Here is a 15480-nt window from a genome sequence, read left to right as displayed (position 1 = left end):
CTTTCTATTGTATTATTTTTTAATACCATAATAAGATTTATCCACCACGGTCATGATTCGAGCCTTTTTGGCTTCGGATAATCCCAGATTGCCGATGGTGTTTGAAGCTTTTCCATAGTATCTGCCGGCAACGGCTTTTGTATAAGCAGTTCCTCCGGCTTCTAAAACTTTGGTATAAAGCTCCTTGGCGGAAACAAGGCCATTTTTAACCTGGCCGGAAAAACTCTCATCCTGATTCATCGCATGGATGAGAGGAAGGGTAACGACTCCTTCTTCATAATCGGAGCGGACATTTTTCTTGGCTTCCGTCTCCTCCATCTCATAATCGATGCAGTCATCCATAAGCTGGAAAATCATGCCCACATCGTTTCCAGCCTTCCGGTACATGCGGAGTTTTCTCTCATCTTTTGTGGAAAGCATGGCGCCGCCGTGAAAAGAGGCTTCAAAAAGAGCCGCAGTCTTTCCCTTGATGATGCTTAAATACCGGTAAACCGACAAATCCAGGTTCCCGTTGTTAATTTCCTGACGTAGTTCACCCATGCAGATCCTGCACAGGTAATTTGGCATATCCAATGCCTCATATTGGTTTTTCTGAGGAATGGAAGACGCCAGTTTCAACGCCAGAGACAACAGGTAATCTCCGCAGATGACAGCAGCTTTTTTTCCGAATCTCTTTTGAAGCGTTTCAATTCCCCGCCTTGTATCAGCGTCATCGATCACATCGTCATGAACCAGGGTAGCCAGATGCAGCAGTTCTACCGCAGATGCCAAAGTGACGGCGTCCGCCGGGACTTTATCTTCCTCATCCATGGAACAGGCCATCAGACCGTAGGCACGGATGAATTTGCCTGTGGATTTCGCCAGATGGGCCGTGTAGTTCCTGATGACTGGAGGGGCGGAAGCTAAATGCTTCTCCACAGTCACTGCCATCAAATGAAATGCCTCTTCAAAATCATACCGCAGCCCGACGGAATCCTCCAACAATTCTCTATTAGTCATTGTATAAATACCACTTCCTTATAAAGGGAAGTTTTCTCCATTTTTTCTTAAGCCAGGGCATGACATAATAATCAAGACCAAAGGTTCTGCCGCCGCCGATTAAGACTGCAATGCCGGCGAAAATCATCCAGAACGTGTTTAAGTAAAGACCGGTGGTACAGACGAACATAAACTGAAGCACCAGGGACACACCGGAGGAAAGGAAATTGAATAAACCTGCCATCAAAGCAAGGCCGATGAGGATCTCTGCAATCACGATCCCCCGCTGCATGAAAAGCTGCAGTCCGCCGTTAGGCAGGATGACATTGTTTACAAACCAGTTCATAGGTGCAAAGTCCAGTTTAAAGGCATAATCAGACAAAGTAGCATGGGATAAGCCTACAGAGCTGACAAGGGTAGCGTCAATGATTCCTAAAATATGATAGGAGAAAACAGGCACACCCGCAGATACTGCACCGGCTGCAGCTCCGGTGGCACTGGAAACCGCGTCAGCCGCAGCAGAGGTTGCGCTGGCAACTGCATCTGCAGAAGGAGCAGCTCCGCCGATGCCTGTGATTCCGTAGGGAGCCAGGATGCTGTTGAAAAACTGATTGGCGCCTCCAAAGAATCCGCTGAGCATAGGCTGGCCCATCCAGCCTTCCACAATCTTCATAACACCTTCAAACACCCATACAGCACCCAGCCACACCCGAAGAGGGGCCAGCAGGAAGCTTGGGGTCCTGTTGGAGAAATGCCCGCCCAGAAAGCTTCTGCGGTTGCGAATGGTAAAGAATTCATGGCATACATAGCTCCAAACCTTATTCCAGCCCAGTACCTGGATAAAATAAACCACATTAATAAAATGCTTTGATAACATGGCAAAGAAGGAACAAAGATTGAACATATGGCTGGGAAGGCCTACCCTTGCGACTCCATAACGGCCGCCTACAGAAACCATAACACCGTGGAAGGATGGATGATACTCCTCCATAGCACCTGTACCCGTAATGGCGCATACCATATTGCGGGCAGCGGTATCCGCGCTCTGCTCACAGTTTTCCACCATCTGGGGAACAGGATCTTTCTCCCCCTGGGGAACATACATCATGTTGTCGCCTACCACATAAACTTCTTCATGATCCTTGGCCCGAAGGTAAGAATCAACCTGGATTCTTCCGCGTCCGACGGATTCCAGGGTTTTTGCCGCTTCCCCGGTGATATCTGCGCTTTCGATACCGGCTGTCCAGATCACCGTCCCGGCCGGATACTGGTTCTTCCTGCCGTTTTGATTCAACTCGATGTAATCCTTGCCAATAGCCGTCACGCCGGTTTCCATCATTACCGTTACGCCCATCTTTTCCAGGCGCCGTTCTACTTTACCGGACAGCTTCTCCGGAAGAATGGGTACTGTTCTCTTTAATATATCCACGTCATGCATGGAAACAAGAGACGGATCTATTTCATACTCTTCGCACAGGAAGGGTACATATTCTGCCAGTTCTCCCGCCATCTCCACACCGGTAAAACCGGCTCCAACTACATAAAAAGTCAAAAGGCGGCGTTTTTCCTTCTCATCCGGCTCACAGGCTGCGTTGCGGAACATTTCATGGATCCGTTCCTTTAATAACATAGCATCTTCATAGGACCAAAGCTTATAAGAATATTCCTCTGCGCCTTCCACACCGAAAAAGGTAGGTTTGGACCCGGCGGCCAGAACCAGATAGTCATAATCATATTCGCCCTGGCTTCCCGTCAGTTTTTTCTCCTCAATGGATATCTGGCTGATGGTGTCTGTGATGATCTCCACATTCCTGCCTGCAAATACTTTCTTTAAGCTGATGCGGATACTGTCTTCCTCAACTCTTCCAGCGGCCACCTCGTGAAGTTCAGTGAGCATGGTATGGAATGGATGCCTGTCGATGATGGAGATGCTTACTTCATGGTCCATCTTCAATTTACGGAATTTTTTTTCCAGTTTTTTGGCAGTTAAAATACCGGCATAACCGGCACCTAGCACTACTATTTTCTTCAAGTCTTCCCCTCCTTGTATGATAGCGGCTCACAAATTGCCACTTTGACATTATTATAACATATTAGCATTGTTTTTACCAGAATTTTATCTAAAAACGATAATTTTTCCTATTCTTAATAATTTTACCTATGAGTCTTCTAGGTTTTTCCATATTTTTCATATTTTCCTTTATTTCTGACCCGCATGAAAGCATATTCCTTATGAACATCTATTTCCAGTTTCTTATTTTATAAACAGGACCGCCATGTTATAATAAAGGTTCAGGAAACTTAAGAGAAATATGAGGTGGCGGAATTGGAACATTTAAAAAAATTAACTGTCAAGCAAAGAAGAGAGCTGATTCTCATTGCCGCTATCCTGGTGACGGCAGGTCTGCTTTCCGCAGTATTTTATGCCGGAAACAGAAAAGCACCGGAGCAGGTGGTGGTCACCGTAGACGGAAAGACTGTGGCAGCACTGGATCTTTATAAGGACACAGACATGATCATTGATGGGCTTGGGGGTACGGACCACCTGGTCATAAAGGATGGCTATGCCAGCATTACGGAGGCTTCCTGTCCGGATAAGGTATGTGTCCGCACTGGAAGGATCCATAAGAGCGGAGAACTGATTGTCTGCCTGCCAAACCGTGTGGTGGTGACAATCGAAGGCGGCGAATAAGAAAGCACAGAGAGGGTGGAATCCTTTTTGATTCTCTGAATATATTCCTTCATTTGGAGTATAATTATTCAATATCGGAACAAAATGTACCATTACTTGAAAAGTATTTGTATCATTCAAGAGTTATGCTATACTGTAGTCAGAAAAGGGGTTGATGGAACGATGGTTCAGAATACGGTTCGCATAAGTGAAATTGAATTAAGCGGATTTAAGAATACCCAATACGGAAAAATTGTAATGCCGTCTGCCGGAAAACGGGATTATTTTTCAAAAACTGCTGATATTCTGGGCATATATGGCCAGAATGGTTCGGGAAAAACAGCCGTGATCGAGGCAATGGGGTTAGTCCAGGTTTTGCTGACGGGGCGGCCTTTGTCACGGGAAGCGGTCCACTACATTTCCAAAGAGGCAGATGTCTGTACGATTATGGTCCGGTTTATTATCCAGACAGACAGCAAAAAGACCATGACAGAATATTCTGTTCAATTAAAGAGAGTGACCGGCACCGAGTTTGAAATTACCCGGGAGATCCTAAGGGGGGCCGCCTGGAACGGAGAAAAATTTGAAAGCAAAAAGACCTTGATCGATTATGAACTGCATTCTGAGGGGGGGATCTTTACTCCAAAATACCGGCTGGAAGATTTAATACGGGAAAATGATGAAAATAAGGTCAATTTGACCGTTGCAAAAAAGATGGCCCGGAAAGACCTGGTTTCTTTTATCTTCGGCCCGGAGGGCAGGGGGGTATTTCTGTCAGCCGCTAAGGGTGCATCGGAGGAATATGCCTTCCTCATTGAAGCGCTTCATCAATATGCAGGCATGAATTTATTTGTCATTTCCAATGCCCATGCCGGGGCAATCAGCATGAATTTCATGATCCCTTTTACTTTCCGCCTGGACCTTGGGGAAAGGGTTGCAAAGGGAGATTTGCTCATCAGGCTGGATGAGCCTTCCGTCATCAGCAAAGAGCATTTTACAATAGCCCGGCAGATCATTGAGGAAATGAATGTGGTCCTTGACACCATAATCCCCGGCCTTTCCATAGGGATCCATGATTTTGGAGAGCAGCTTTCTGAGCGGGGAGAAACCGGGTACAGAGTGGAATTGATTTCTAAGAGGGGAGAGACCATAATCCCCTTAAACTATGAGTCAGAAGGGATTCTTAAGATCATTTCTGTTTTAAATGCCCTTATGTGTGTTTATAACAACGCTTCCATGTGTCTGATTATTGATGAACTGGATTCGGGTGTTTATGAATACCTTTTAGGGGAACTTCTTTCCGTGTTTGAAAAAGGGGCAAGGGGACAGTTGATTTTCACATCACATAACCTGCGTGCGCTGGAAATGATCAACAAAAACAGCATTGTTTTTTCCACAGCCAATTCCTCCAACCGGTATATCCGTCTGCAGAATATAAAGAGCAATCATAATTTACGGGATATGTACCTTAGGAGCATCACTTTAGGAGGTCAGAAAGAAACTGTTTATGAGGAAACCGACAGCGTGGAAATCGGCCGGGCGTTCCGCCGTGCCGGAAAGGCGGTAAAGGATGGGAACCAAAACTAAAAAGGTAATCCTGTACCTTGTGGAAGGGCCTACGGATGAGGATGCATTAAGTCCGGTACTTAAAAAAGTATTTCATAGGGAAGAGGTCCGCTTCCATGTGGTTCATGGGGATATGACAAGCAACTGGCGGATATCAGGGGCCAATGCCGTTAAAACCGTTTATGAGCATATGGAGTTGGAAAGAAAACGGTATGGCTTTGAAAAAAGAGATATTATAAAGGTAATTCACCTTGTAGATATTGACGGAGCCTTTATACCGGAGGACCGGGTCCTAAAAGGCAGAGATAGAACCCTACGCTATTATGACGACAGGATTGAAGCACCAGATCCTGAAAGGATCATTGAACGGAACAGAAGAAAGTCTAAAATCCTGCAGCGGCTTTGTACGGCTGATGCGGTTGGTAAGGTACCTTACTTCGTTTATTATTTTTCACGGAATCTGGAGCATGTGCTTCATAATAATGAGGAAGACCTGTCCGATGATAAAAAAATCAGGTATGCAGATTCTTTTGCAGACAAGTATGGCCTGGATCAGAAGGGGTTCCAGGACTTTATGTCATCCGGGGATTTTGCTGTGCCAGGGGAATTTCATGAAACCTGGAACTTTATTATGCAGGACCTGAATTCATTGCACAGGCACTGCAATTTTCACCTTCTTTTTCAGAATAAAGAGCCGGAAGCTGCAGCAGGTAACAGGAGATAACAGGAGGAATCTTATGAGCGAATATGAAAAGGCAATGGAGGTTATGAATGAACTGTTTTCTAAGATTGTGCCTTTGCCCTTGCAACGGCAAAGGAAAACAGGCTTTTAAACATAATGATGATAATCATAAGGCCATGTGCTATGTGAAAATTGATGTGGAGAATGGTTTTTTCTATCAAGACGGTACTGGATATAAGGTTGATTATGTTAATCGGACGGCAGAGACGTTCCCTTTTGTTTTTGATATCGTGCTTCCCTAAAAACCAGCGGTCCCGGGCATAATGCTTTTGGTGATTTCAGGCGGTATCTGTTTCAAATATTTGGGCGGAACCCCTGCTTTAATGAAAAGATGGAATCATAGGCGGCAAGAAGGAATAGCATAGATTAAACATATTGTGCAGAGTGGGATCATGGGATACTATATAACCGTTGAAAAAAATGTAAACATATACGTTGAAGATCTGAATCCGGACTGCAAAAAGACAATTTTATTTCTTCACGGCTGGCCGGGAAGCCATAAGCTGTTTGAATATCAGTTTGATGTCCTTCCGAAAATGGGCTTTCGCTGCATTGGCATTGATACAAGGGGATTCGGGAATTCTGATAAGCCGTTTTACGGATATGATTATGACCGTCTGGCCGATGATGTGAGAGCGGTCATGAATGTGCTGAAGCTAAAGGATATTACTCTGGCAGGTCATTCTACGGGAGGGGCCATTGCCGTCAGATACATGGCAAGGCACAGAGGCTACGGGGTATCAAGGCTTGCTTTGTTTGCGGCAGCAGCGCCAAGCCTGATAAAGCGTCCCAATTTCCCTTATGGGCTTGACAAGGAGGCAGTGCTTCAGATCATTGACGGGACCTATGCCGACCGCCCAAACATGTTAAATGATTTTGGCAATATATTCTTCTTCCAGCATATTTCTGAGCCGTTTTCCCAATGGTTTCTCCAATTGGGTCTGCAGGCAGCAGGCTGGGCAACAGCGGCCATTGCAAATACCTGGATCCAGGAGGTATTGTTTTCCGATCTGGAATCAATCCAGGTTCCGACCCTGATCATCCACGGAATCCATGATAAGGTAGTGCCTTATCCTCTTGGAGAAATCCAGCATCAAAGCATCAGAAATTCCAGGCTGGTATCCTTGGAATTCAGCGGACATGGGGCTTTTTATGACCAAAAGGATGAATTCAATAAGGTTTTGGCTGAATTTGCCGGCGGAGGGTGTTAGAACCTAAGAAAAGGAGCTGCCCGGGACAGATAAACTGCATCTGTCCCGGGCAGCTCCTGATTATATCATGGCATATGTGCGTGCCTGTATGTTTCCCGGTGATTTTTAATATTTTTGACAGACAGGGTCTGTGCTGTCATCCTCATCGTATCTTTGCGTGTTTTGATCCGGTTCTCTTCCTGGTCTCTGTTCTGCTTCCAGGCGGAATTTACCAACCTCATCCCGAAGAGTATTGGCCTGGGCACTCATCTCCTCGCTGGAGGCTGAGTTCTCCTCCGCAGTAGCTGCATTCGCCTGAATGACTGCGGATACCTGCTCCAGTCCTAAACGGATCTGCTCAATGGAAGAGGCCTGTTCTGAGGCTGATCCATTGATTTTATTCACAATATCGTTAATATAGCCAGTGGTTTTATCAATATCCTCCAGGATCTGGGCGGTTTTCTGGGTGATTTGAGTGCCTTCCTGTACTGCATAAACGGAATTTTGTATAAGTTCTGCTGTCTGCTTTGCGGCTTCTGCGGATTTGGCAGCAAGGTTGCGGACCTCATCTGCTACAACGGAAAAGCCTTTTCCTGCGGTACCTGCCCGGGCAGCTTCAATGGCAGCGTTAAGGGATAGGATATTGGTCTGGAATGCAATGTCCTCAATAACCTTTGTGATATTGGTGATCTGATCGGAAAAGACGCCGATGTTGTCCATTGCTTTTGTAAGCTGCTTCATATGGGAGCCGCCGTTCTTCACATTATCGCTGGTCTGTTTCACATATTCCGTAGCCTTTGCAACATTTTTTGAATTCTCCTCAGCCTGTTCCGTGATGTTAGCAATCGAAGCGGACAGCTCTTCTACGGAAGCGGCCTGCTCTGTGGAACCGGCGGCCAGCTGCTGGGCGCCGGAAGAAACCTGCTCTGTCCCAGTATTTACCTGCTCTGCGGCGGCATCGATCATGATGAGGGTACGGTTTAAAGATGTTACCGTTTTAATGATTGCATTTTTGATGGCTTCAAAGTCTCCAATATAATCAAGATCCATGGAGAAGCGCATATCCCCCTGTGCCAGAAGATTCAGCTTTTCCGTAATGTCACGGATATAGGAGGTAATCGCGGCATTTGTATTTCTGATACTTTCCGCCATACTTCCAAGCTCATCCCGGCTTTCATAGGTAATCTGAGTCTGTAAATTACCCTTTGCCATTTCCTTGTAAACAAGCTCAATTTCCTTTACAGGAACCAGAATGGCCTTCCTGATAACGGCTGTAATGAAAAGGGAAAATAACAGGGAGATCAGCAGGGACAGAGAAAGGGTGAACCAGGCTGCTTTTATAATGGTTTTTGCTTCCTGCTGCTGGGAAGTGGCAAACTGAACCTGGATCTTTGAAAAATTTAACAGGATCTCTCCTGCCTGGTCAAGGGCGGGAGAGTAATTGTTTTTATAGGATTCATAGGCTTTGCTGGTGTTTCCGTGGGAGGAGGCAAGAAGAAGCCCGGAAATCTCTTCTCTGGCGGTTCCGGCTTTTGCCAGCAGATCATTCAGCTGGGCAATCTCTTGATCCCTTGCACTGGAAGACTGGTTTTTTGCAAAAGCTTCTAATGCGGCGGCAGCGCTTTCTTCCTGTTCCTGAGCCTTTGTCAGGTTTTCCTGTATGGCCTGGGCATCATCATCAAGAACTGCCTGTAAAAGGTATTTTTGTGCTGAGGCAAGGCCGGATCTCATGGTCCATGTGCTGTTGGTGTTTGGTACGGTGTAGCGGTAATAGCGTTTGACCTGGAACCCGAGATTTTTTGTGTTCAAAGCGGACAGGGCGGAGGATGCCATGATGATCAGCAGCATTACACCAAAACCTAAAATCAGCTTTTTGCTGATAGACAGGTTTTTGAGCAGAGAGCCCTTCTCTCTGAGGGTGCCTTCCACATTCGTATTTTGTTTTTTCATATTATTTTTCCTTTCCCGATTTTCGGCCTGAGGCGGCTGCAGGCCGAAACTGCTTGGTGTTCAAAAGATATATCGGAATTATTTGGCTGATGAATAAGAATTTTCCAGTTATTTTTTTAACTATCCAGACTACTTGGAATATTTTCTTCTCCAGAAGATCTATTTAAGAAAACGCTTCGTTTCCTATTTCAGCGGGACCAGTTTAAGGTATATAATACTTAAACAGTACTTAAATTTTAATTATTTAATAAAATATAATTATATTACTGACAATTCTTTGGATGTTCCATCATTATTAAATAATTATTCAAAAGAAAATGATTCTGTAAAGCTTAAATATTTCGGTATTCTTAACAAATTAAAAAATAAAATTGGTGCATTCTGCCTAAAATACGGGAGGTAAAAAATAATCCATTGACATTTCCGTGCAAATGGAATATTTTTAAATTACATACTTATTTCGGAGACCGAAAAAAGAAGGAGGATGCGGTAGAAACATGAAAAAAAGCGGTTTACAGGACATGAAAAGGGAAAATCTGCGGTTGATCATGAGCGTGATACTGGAAAAGGAATCGGTTTCCCGCATTGAATTATCGGAGATCATAGGGCTTTCCCCCAGCACGGTATCCTCTCTGACTTCAGAATTGATGGAAAAGGGCTGGATCGAAGAAAGCGGAATTGCCGTTTCTACGGGTGGCAGAAAGAGAACCGAACTGTCAATTAATAAAAACAAAGGGTATATTGCCGTTTTGGAAATCGGCTGGAGAAGGGCCGTGCTCCATTTTATGGATCTTTCCCTGGAAAAAGGCGACAGTGTGATCCTGTCGGATTATTATATCACAGGCAATGAGCTGCTGGAAAAGGTCATTCAGTATTTAAAAGAGGATGCAGAAAATCTATGCAATGGCCAGCTGGCCGGAATCGGCCTGCTTTTTCAGGAGGATATGAATCCCAGCGATTTTAATGTCATGTATTCCACATCCTTGTCTTCCGACACCATTTCTTTCTGTGAAGCGGTTAAGACCCAGTTTAAGGTGCCGGTCATAGAAGAATATTCCCAGGTCTATTCTTTCCGGCAGATACTGGAAAGAGAAGAGAGTGCCAACAGCGCCCATATTGAAATCGGAAAAAAGGTATTTGTATCCATAACCGCCAATGGGACGCTTCTTGATATGAGTTCGGGAAAAAAAGCGGATATGACTCCGTTTGTGGAAACAGAGGATAAAAAAATAACCAGTGACAGACTGACAGAAGGGATTGTCAATATACTGCAGATGATCTGCATGCTGTTTCCCATAGAAAATGTATACTTATCAGGCAGGCTGACAGAAGGAGAGGACTTGGCAAAACGAGTCAGCGGTCAGCTGCGGAAAAAACGTTTAATTAAACAAGCTGTTGAAATCAGGGCCGTAAAGCCCGTGATTAACCATATGGAAACAGATCTAGGCATGCGAGTGCTGAAAAAAGTGATTTATGAAATGTAGCTGCCGGACGGCCGCCGGCAAGCTGCCACCTGGAAAGGAGAAGTCAATGGATTTTAAGGCAATGGTAAAAGAAAACAAGTTCACTTTGGTTGTAAGCCTTCCGGAAAACAATCTGGAGCTGGCCAGGGCTGCGCTGGAGGGGGGAGCGCAGGCAATTAAGGTCCATGCAAATGTATGGCACCGCGCCAGCGGCCATACCTTTGGGACATATGAAGAAAACCGCCGGTTTTTAAAAGAACTGATAAAACTTTGCGGGGAGGTACCCGTTGGACTGGTACCTGGTGGGGAAGATGCGTTTATTACCAATGAGGAAAGGCTGGAGGCGGAAGAAATGGGCCTTCGTTTCTTTTCCTCTTACCTGCAGCATCTGCCATGTTATATGATGGAAAGCAGGAAACTGACTAAAATGGCGGCTATTGACTGTACATATAATCAAAATACCCTGGATGGGGTGCGTTTATCCGGCATTGATATACTGGAATGCAGCGTCCAGCCGGGAGAGCTTTACGGGACTCCGCTAAACTACGGTGATATACTCCGTTATACGGATATATCTGCCAAGGCAGGGAAGCCGACCCTGATTCCTACCCAGAAAAAGATCCGTCCTGAGGAAGTCAGACATCTTTATGAAGCCGGCTGCAAAGCCGTCATGATCGGAGCGGTGGTTATGGGAAAAGATCCGACAGCGGATCAGGTAAAAGCCGTAACCAGACAATTTAAACATGCAGTGGATCAATTATAATCTTAATAATGGGGAATATGGAGGAAAAAACGTATGTTACAGGGAACATTTATCATCATTGCTTTTCTTATAATCGCTGCATTTATGATGGCAAAAAAACTGCCCACCCTGCTGGCGCTGCCGCTATTGGCTGTTGTTATCTGCGTGATTGCAGGAGTTCCTGCCGTGGGAGTCAATGGGGAAGGAGCTCAGATCGGCTGGCTTTCCACTGTTTTGGAGGCCGGTACCGTACGTATGGGATCCGCCATTATGGCCGTTATTTTTGGCGCATGGCTGGGCCAGCTGATGAACAAGACGGGGGTAACTGAGAACATTATTAAAAAGAGTGCAGAACTGGGAGGCGACAGACCGCTGATTGTCACGCTGATCATGGTAACTGCGGTGGCTCTATTGTTTACGACCTTAAGCGGTCTTGGTTCCGTTATCATGGTAGGAACCATTGTTCTGCCTATTCTCATTTCCGTGGGTGTTCCTGCAGTCAGTGCAGCAAGTATATTTTTAATGGCATTTGCCGTAGGGCTCAGCTTTAACATAGCCAACTGGACCTCCTTTTCCAGCATATTCGGTCTGGAAATTGCCCAGATAAAAGGATTTGAGATCTATATGCTGGTACTTACCCTGGCAGCCACCATTGTACTGATCTTTGTTGAGTTTAAGAAAAACGGAGTCAAGTTTGCTTTTTCCGCACCTGTCTCTGACCAGGCCCAGACCAAGCAGCTTCGGGGCATGACCGGAGGGCTTGCGATGATCACGCCCCTTATCCCCATTGTTTTGGTGGCTTTCTTAAAGGTGCCTGTAGTTCCTTCCTTTCTGGCCGGTATCTTATGGATCCTGGTGTTTACCTCCAAGAGCTTTTCAAAGGCGATGAATCTTCTGGTAAAAACCTGCTATGATGGAATTACGGATGCAGCACCTGCAATCATTTTAATGATAGGCATTGGTATCTTATATCTTGCGGTAACTCATGCCATGGTAAAAGAAGTGCTGAATCCGTTCCTGATTGCGGTAATTCCCTCATCAAAAATCGGATACATCATCTTTTTCAGTGTCCTGGCCCCCTTATCCTTATACAGAGGTCCCATGAACTTATTCGGACTGGGGTCCGGTATCGCTGCTTTAGTCATTGGCCTTGGAACGCTGAATCCCCAGGCTGTTATGGGTGCGTTTTTGTCAGCGGAAAGGATACAGGGCTGCGGAGATCCGACCAATACCCAGAACGTCTGGACCGCAAATTTCGCCGAGGTGGATGTGAATACCATAACAAAAAAACTGCTTCCATACCTTTGGACGGTTTCGGTGATCGGAGTCATCATATCAGCATTTATATACTTCTAAGCATTCAGACAGGAGATTTTATTTTATGAAAGTACGTATCGGAATTGATGTCGGCGGCACATTTACGGATGCAGTTGCCATTGATAATGAAACTTTTGAGCTGGTCGGTGTTGTAAAAACGCCGACCACCCACAATTCTTCCAGAGGCGTGGCGGAAGGAATTGTACAGGCGCTGCAAAAAATCATGGAAGACTGCAGCATCAGCCCGGAGGACGTGGTTTTTATCGCACACGGCACGACCCAGGCAACCAATGCTCTTCTGGAAGGAGATGTGGCCTCAGTAGGCATTGTGACCCTTGGAAGCGGCTTGCAGGGAGTAAAGAGCAAATCAGATACAAACATCGGAAACATTGAACTGGCAGCCGGAAAATTTCTGGTGAGCCAGAATGTTTATGCGGATACTTCAGAGGCGGAAAAACTGGAAAGCACCATTGAAAACGCCATCCATTCCTTATTGGAGCGGGACGCTTCAAGTATCGTTGCGGCAGAAGCGTTCAGCGTGGATGATCCGGTCAATGAAAACATGGCTCTGGAGATGTGCAGGAAGATGGAGGTTCCGGGAACCGCTACCAATGAGATCTCCAAGCTGTACGGCTTAAAGATAAGAACCAGGACCGCCGTGGTGAATGCCAGCATTATGCCTAAAATGCTGGAAGCTGCCACCATGACGGAAAAAAGCATTAAGGACGCAGGGATCAAAAGCCCGCTTATGGTGATGCGGTGTGACGGCGGGGTCATGACCGTGGATGAGGTAAGAAACCGGCCTATTATGACCATTCTTTCAGGACCGGCTGCCGGAGTTGCCGGAGCGCTGATGTATGAAAAGCTGACGGATGGCCTGTTTTTTGAAGTCGGCGGTACATCAACGGATATCTCCTGTGTGAAGGATGGCAAGGTCATGATCCAGTACGCTGAGGTGGGAGGACATAAAACCTATTTAAACAGCCTGGATGTGAGGACCGTGGGAATCGGAGGCGGAAGCATGGTCCAGATAAGGGATGGAAAGGCGGTGGATATGGGGCCCAGAAGTGCCCATATCGCAGGACTGGATTATGAAGTCTATACGGATGCCGGCCTGATCCGGAATCCAAGGCTTGAGACGGTCAGGCCGGTGTCCACTGATCCGGATTACGCGGTAATCGTATGCGACAACGGAGTAAGGGTCACCCTGACCATGGCCGGGGCAGCCAACATTGCCGGTTATGTGAAGCCGGAGGATTACGCCTATGGGAATGTGGAGGCGGCCAGGAAGGCATGGAAGCCCCTGGCAGAAAACATGGGCTGCACCGTGGAGGAAGCTGCTAAAAAGGTAATGGCCTTTGCGGCAGCAAAAAATGCGAAAGTGGCAGAGCAGCTGATGAAGGATTATAAAATGCGGCCGGAGCAGACGGTTTTTGTAGGCGGAGGCGGCGGAGCGGCCAGCGTGGTGCCTCATCTGGCCGAAACCCTGAAGCATAAATGCCGGATCGCGGGCAATGCGGCGGTCATTTCTACCATTGGCGTGGCCCTGGCCATGGTCCGGGATATGGTGGAACGAACGGTGTCAAATCCCTCCCAGGAAGATATTTTAAGCATCCGCAGGGAGGCGGAGCAGAAAGCCATACAAAGCGGTGCCGCGCCCGGAACCATTGAGATTCATGTGGATGTTGATACCCAGAAAAATCTTGTAAGGGCGATTGCTGTTGGTGCTACGGAAATGAGAAGCAAAACCCTGGGCAGTGCAAAGCTGTCTGTGAAAGAGCTTATAAAGCTGTCTGCTGATAATCTGTCAGTAGCTCCGGAGGAACTGTCCGTTACGGCTGAGAACGGCCGTATGTATGCGGTTCAGTATAAGAAGGTGGAAAGAAAATTACTGGGTCTGGTGAAAACGACCACCACTCCCCTGCGCCTGATCGATGAAGAGGGGGTCATCCGGCTTCAGAAAAACAATGCTCTTGTTGCGGAGGCAAAGATAAAGGAATGGGAAGCAAAGGCTGACTGGTTTCTGGAAGAACTGACCGTGTTTAATGACGGAGGCGCCAATCTGCCTAATATTTATCTGGTATCAGGAAAACGTATCATTGATCTGTCAGGCCTTCAGAACCGGGAGCAGATCTGCGGCCTGGGTAATGCAGAGCTTACGGGCTTTGACAAAGAGGAAAAGATTTTGATTGTGGCAACGAAAAGGGCAGATTCATAAAGTTTGAGGAATATGAGGAAGAACGGACAGGCGGTGAAAAATCTTGAATAAAATTTCCATGCCGTTTCCCGGCAGGGAACTGGCTGACGAAGAGCTGAGCCGTGACATCTGTTACGGCAAGATTCCTGAATGCGACAGACCGGTCATCACAGAAAATGCCTGGATGAAAGGAATAAGGGCAGCAGAGCTGGTTTTTAAGCGTTACCGGGGAGAAAAGAATTTTATGAGAATCGTGAAAGAAAGCGGCCTCACCTGTGAAACGGTGGATACCGACTACGTCATGGGAAATCAGAGATACTTCAGTGATTATTTAACCGGGCAGAAGCTGATCCACCTCTATATGAAATCTATTTCTCTCTGGGCAGAGGAAAACGGGATGGAGACAGATGAGGCAGTAAACCTGATACTGAGCCATGAATACTATCATTTTCTGGAATGGAGTGAGCTGGGACTGACCAGTAAGGATTATCAGGTGCCGATTGTAAGGCTGGGCAGATTAAAAATAGGGCGGACGGGAATCCGGGCGCTGTCGGAAATCGGAGCTCATGGGTTTGCCTGCCGCTACCACCAGTTGGCAGCGGCTTCCCAAGAGCACCATCCTGCCCTCAATAACGGCCAGGAATAAGAAATGCCCTTGGTGGTA

Annotated in this window: 13 protein-coding genes; 10 read left to right on the top strand and 3 right to left on the bottom strand. The window is 46.5% G+C overall.

What is annotated here, in order from left to right:
* Positions 1–12: 12 nt before the first annotated feature.
* Together CLOSA_RS21330 and CLOSA_RS21325 are read right to left on the bottom strand one after the other, a co-directional pair.
* Positions 13–999 (bottom strand): polyprenyl synthetase family protein, encoded by a 987-nt coding sequence (locus tag CLOSA_RS21330; protein ID WP_013274804.1) that lies wholly within the window; start codon positions 997–999, stop codon positions 13–15.
* Positions 992–3010, bottom strand: coding sequence for an NAD(P)/FAD-dependent oxidoreductase (locus CLOSA_RS21325; RefSeq protein WP_013274803.1), 2019 nt, complete (start codon positions 3008–3010; stop codon positions 992–994). Before CLOSA_RS21325 ends, CLOSA_RS21330 begins: the two co-directional genes overlap by 8 nt.
* Positions 3011–3304: 294 nt before the next feature.
* Between CLOSA_RS21325 and CLOSA_RS21320 the strand changes: the two genes are divergently transcribed.
* From CLOSA_RS21320 to CLOSA_RS21300, 5 genes are all read left to right on the top strand, one after another.
* A complete protein-coding gene (locus CLOSA_RS21320; RefSeq protein ID WP_013274802.1) occupies positions 3305–3670 on the top strand; it encodes a NusG domain II-containing protein in 366 nt (121 codons plus the stop codon).
* A 162-nt stretch (positions 3671–3832) separates the two neighbouring features.
* Positions 3833–5236 (top strand): AAA family ATPase, encoded by a 1404-nt coding sequence (locus tag CLOSA_RS21315; RefSeq protein WP_013274801.1) that lies wholly within the window; start codon positions 3833–3835, stop codon positions 5234–5236.
* Complete coding sequence (locus CLOSA_RS21310) at positions 5220–5939, top strand: hypothetical protein (protein WP_013274800.1); 720 nt, start codon at positions 5220–5222, stop codon at positions 5937–5939. Before CLOSA_RS21315 ends, CLOSA_RS21310 begins: the two co-directional genes overlap by 17 nt.
* Before the next feature lie 47 nt (positions 5940–5986).
* Positions 5987–6199 carry a hypothetical protein gene (locus tag CLOSA_RS21305; RefSeq protein WP_013274799.1) on the top strand — a complete coding sequence of 71 codons (213 nt, stop codon included), beginning with the start codon at positions 5987–5989 and terminating at the stop codon, positions 6197–6199.
* Positions 6200–6349: 150 nt separating this feature from the next.
* Entirely contained in the window at positions 6350–7168 is an 819-nt protein-coding gene (locus CLOSA_RS21300) for an alpha/beta fold hydrolase (protein WP_013274798.1), read from the top strand.
* Positions 7169–7273: 105 nt separating this feature from the next.
* On the opposite strand, the gene CLOSA_RS21295 is transcribed toward CLOSA_RS21300, so the two are convergent.
* A complete protein-coding gene (locus tag CLOSA_RS21295) occupies positions 7274–9097 on the bottom strand; it encodes a methyl-accepting chemotaxis protein (protein ID WP_013274797.1) in 1824 nt (607 codons plus the stop codon).
* Positions 9098–9594: 497 nt separating this feature from the next.
* Here CLOSA_RS21295 and CLOSA_RS21285 point away from each other — a divergent pair, with 497 nt between their 5' ends.
* The 5 genes from CLOSA_RS21285 to CLOSA_RS21265 are packed head-to-tail and all read left to right on the top strand — an operon-like array spanning position 9595 to position 15462.
* Positions 9595–10581, top strand: a complete 987-nt coding sequence (locus CLOSA_RS21285; protein WP_013274796.1) for a winged helix-turn-helix transcriptional regulator — start codon at positions 9595–9597, stop codon at positions 10579–10581.
* Positions 10582–10627: 46 nt separating this feature from the next.
* Positions 10628–11323: a hypothetical protein gene (locus CLOSA_RS21280; RefSeq protein ID WP_013274795.1), complete on the top strand. Its 696-nt coding sequence runs from the start codon at positions 10628–10630 to the stop codon at positions 11321–11323.
* 33 nt (positions 11324–11356) lie between these two features.
* Positions 11357–12658, top strand: a complete 1302-nt coding sequence (locus CLOSA_RS21275; protein WP_013274794.1) for a hypothetical protein — start codon at positions 11357–11359, stop codon at positions 12656–12658.
* A 25-nt stretch (positions 12659–12683) separates the two neighbouring features.
* Positions 12684–14837 carry a hydantoinase/oxoprolinase family protein gene (locus tag CLOSA_RS21270; protein ID WP_013274793.1) on the top strand — a complete coding sequence of 718 codons (2154 nt, stop codon included), beginning with the start codon at positions 12684–12686 and terminating at the stop codon, positions 14835–14837.
* Between the two features lie 43 nt (positions 14838–14880).
* The gene (locus CLOSA_RS21265; RefSeq protein ID WP_013274792.1) at positions 14881–15462 is read left to right on the top strand and encodes a hypothetical protein; all 582 of its coding nucleotides are present in this window, start codon (positions 14881–14883) and stop codon (positions 15460–15462) included.
* Positions 15463–15480 lie beyond the last annotated feature (18 nt).

It is taken from the genome of [Clostridium] saccharolyticum WM1, from assembly GCF_000144625.1.
In the GTDB taxonomy this organism is placed as follows: Bacteria; Bacillota; Clostridia; order Lachnospirales; family Lachnospiraceae; genus Lacrimispora; species Lacrimispora saccharolytica.
Note: the sequence above shows the minus strand (reverse complement) of the source record. Positions and strands in the feature narration are given on the sequence as shown.

Coding starts and splice junctions, on each gene's coding strand:
- CLOSA_RS21270 (WP_013274793.1), top strand. CDS start 12,684: ATGAAAGTACGTATCGGAATTGATGTCGGCGGCACATTTACGGATGCA.
- CLOSA_RS21305 (WP_013274799.1), top strand. CDS start 5,987: ATGAACTGTTTTCTAAGATTGTGCCTTTGCCCTTGCAACGGCAAAGGA.
- CLOSA_RS21285 (WP_013274796.1), top strand. CDS start 9,595: ATGAAAAAAAGCGGTTTACAGGACATGAAAAGGGAAAATCTGCGGTTG.
- CLOSA_RS21280 (WP_013274795.1), top strand. CDS start 10,628: ATGGATTTTAAGGCAATGGTAAAAGAAAACAAGTTCACTTTGGTTGTA.
- CLOSA_RS21295 (WP_013274797.1), bottom strand. CDS start 9,097: ATGAAAAAACAAAATACGAATGTGGAAGGCACCCTCAGAGAGAAGGGC.
- CLOSA_RS21275 (WP_013274794.1), top strand. CDS start 11,357: ATGTTACAGGGAACATTTATCATCATTGCTTTTCTTATAATCGCTGCA.
- CLOSA_RS21330 (WP_013274804.1), bottom strand. CDS start 999: ATGACTAATAGAGAATTGTTGGAGGATTCCGTCGGGCTGCGGTATGAT.
- CLOSA_RS21315 (WP_013274801.1), top strand. CDS start 3,833: ATGGTTCAGAATACGGTTCGCATAAGTGAAATTGAATTAAGCGGATTT.
- CLOSA_RS21310 (WP_013274800.1), top strand. CDS start 5,220: ATGGGAACCAAAACTAAAAAGGTAATCCTGTACCTTGTGGAAGGGCCT.
- CLOSA_RS21300 (WP_013274798.1), top strand. CDS start 6,350: ATGGGATACTATATAACCGTTGAAAAAAATGTAAACATATACGTTGAA.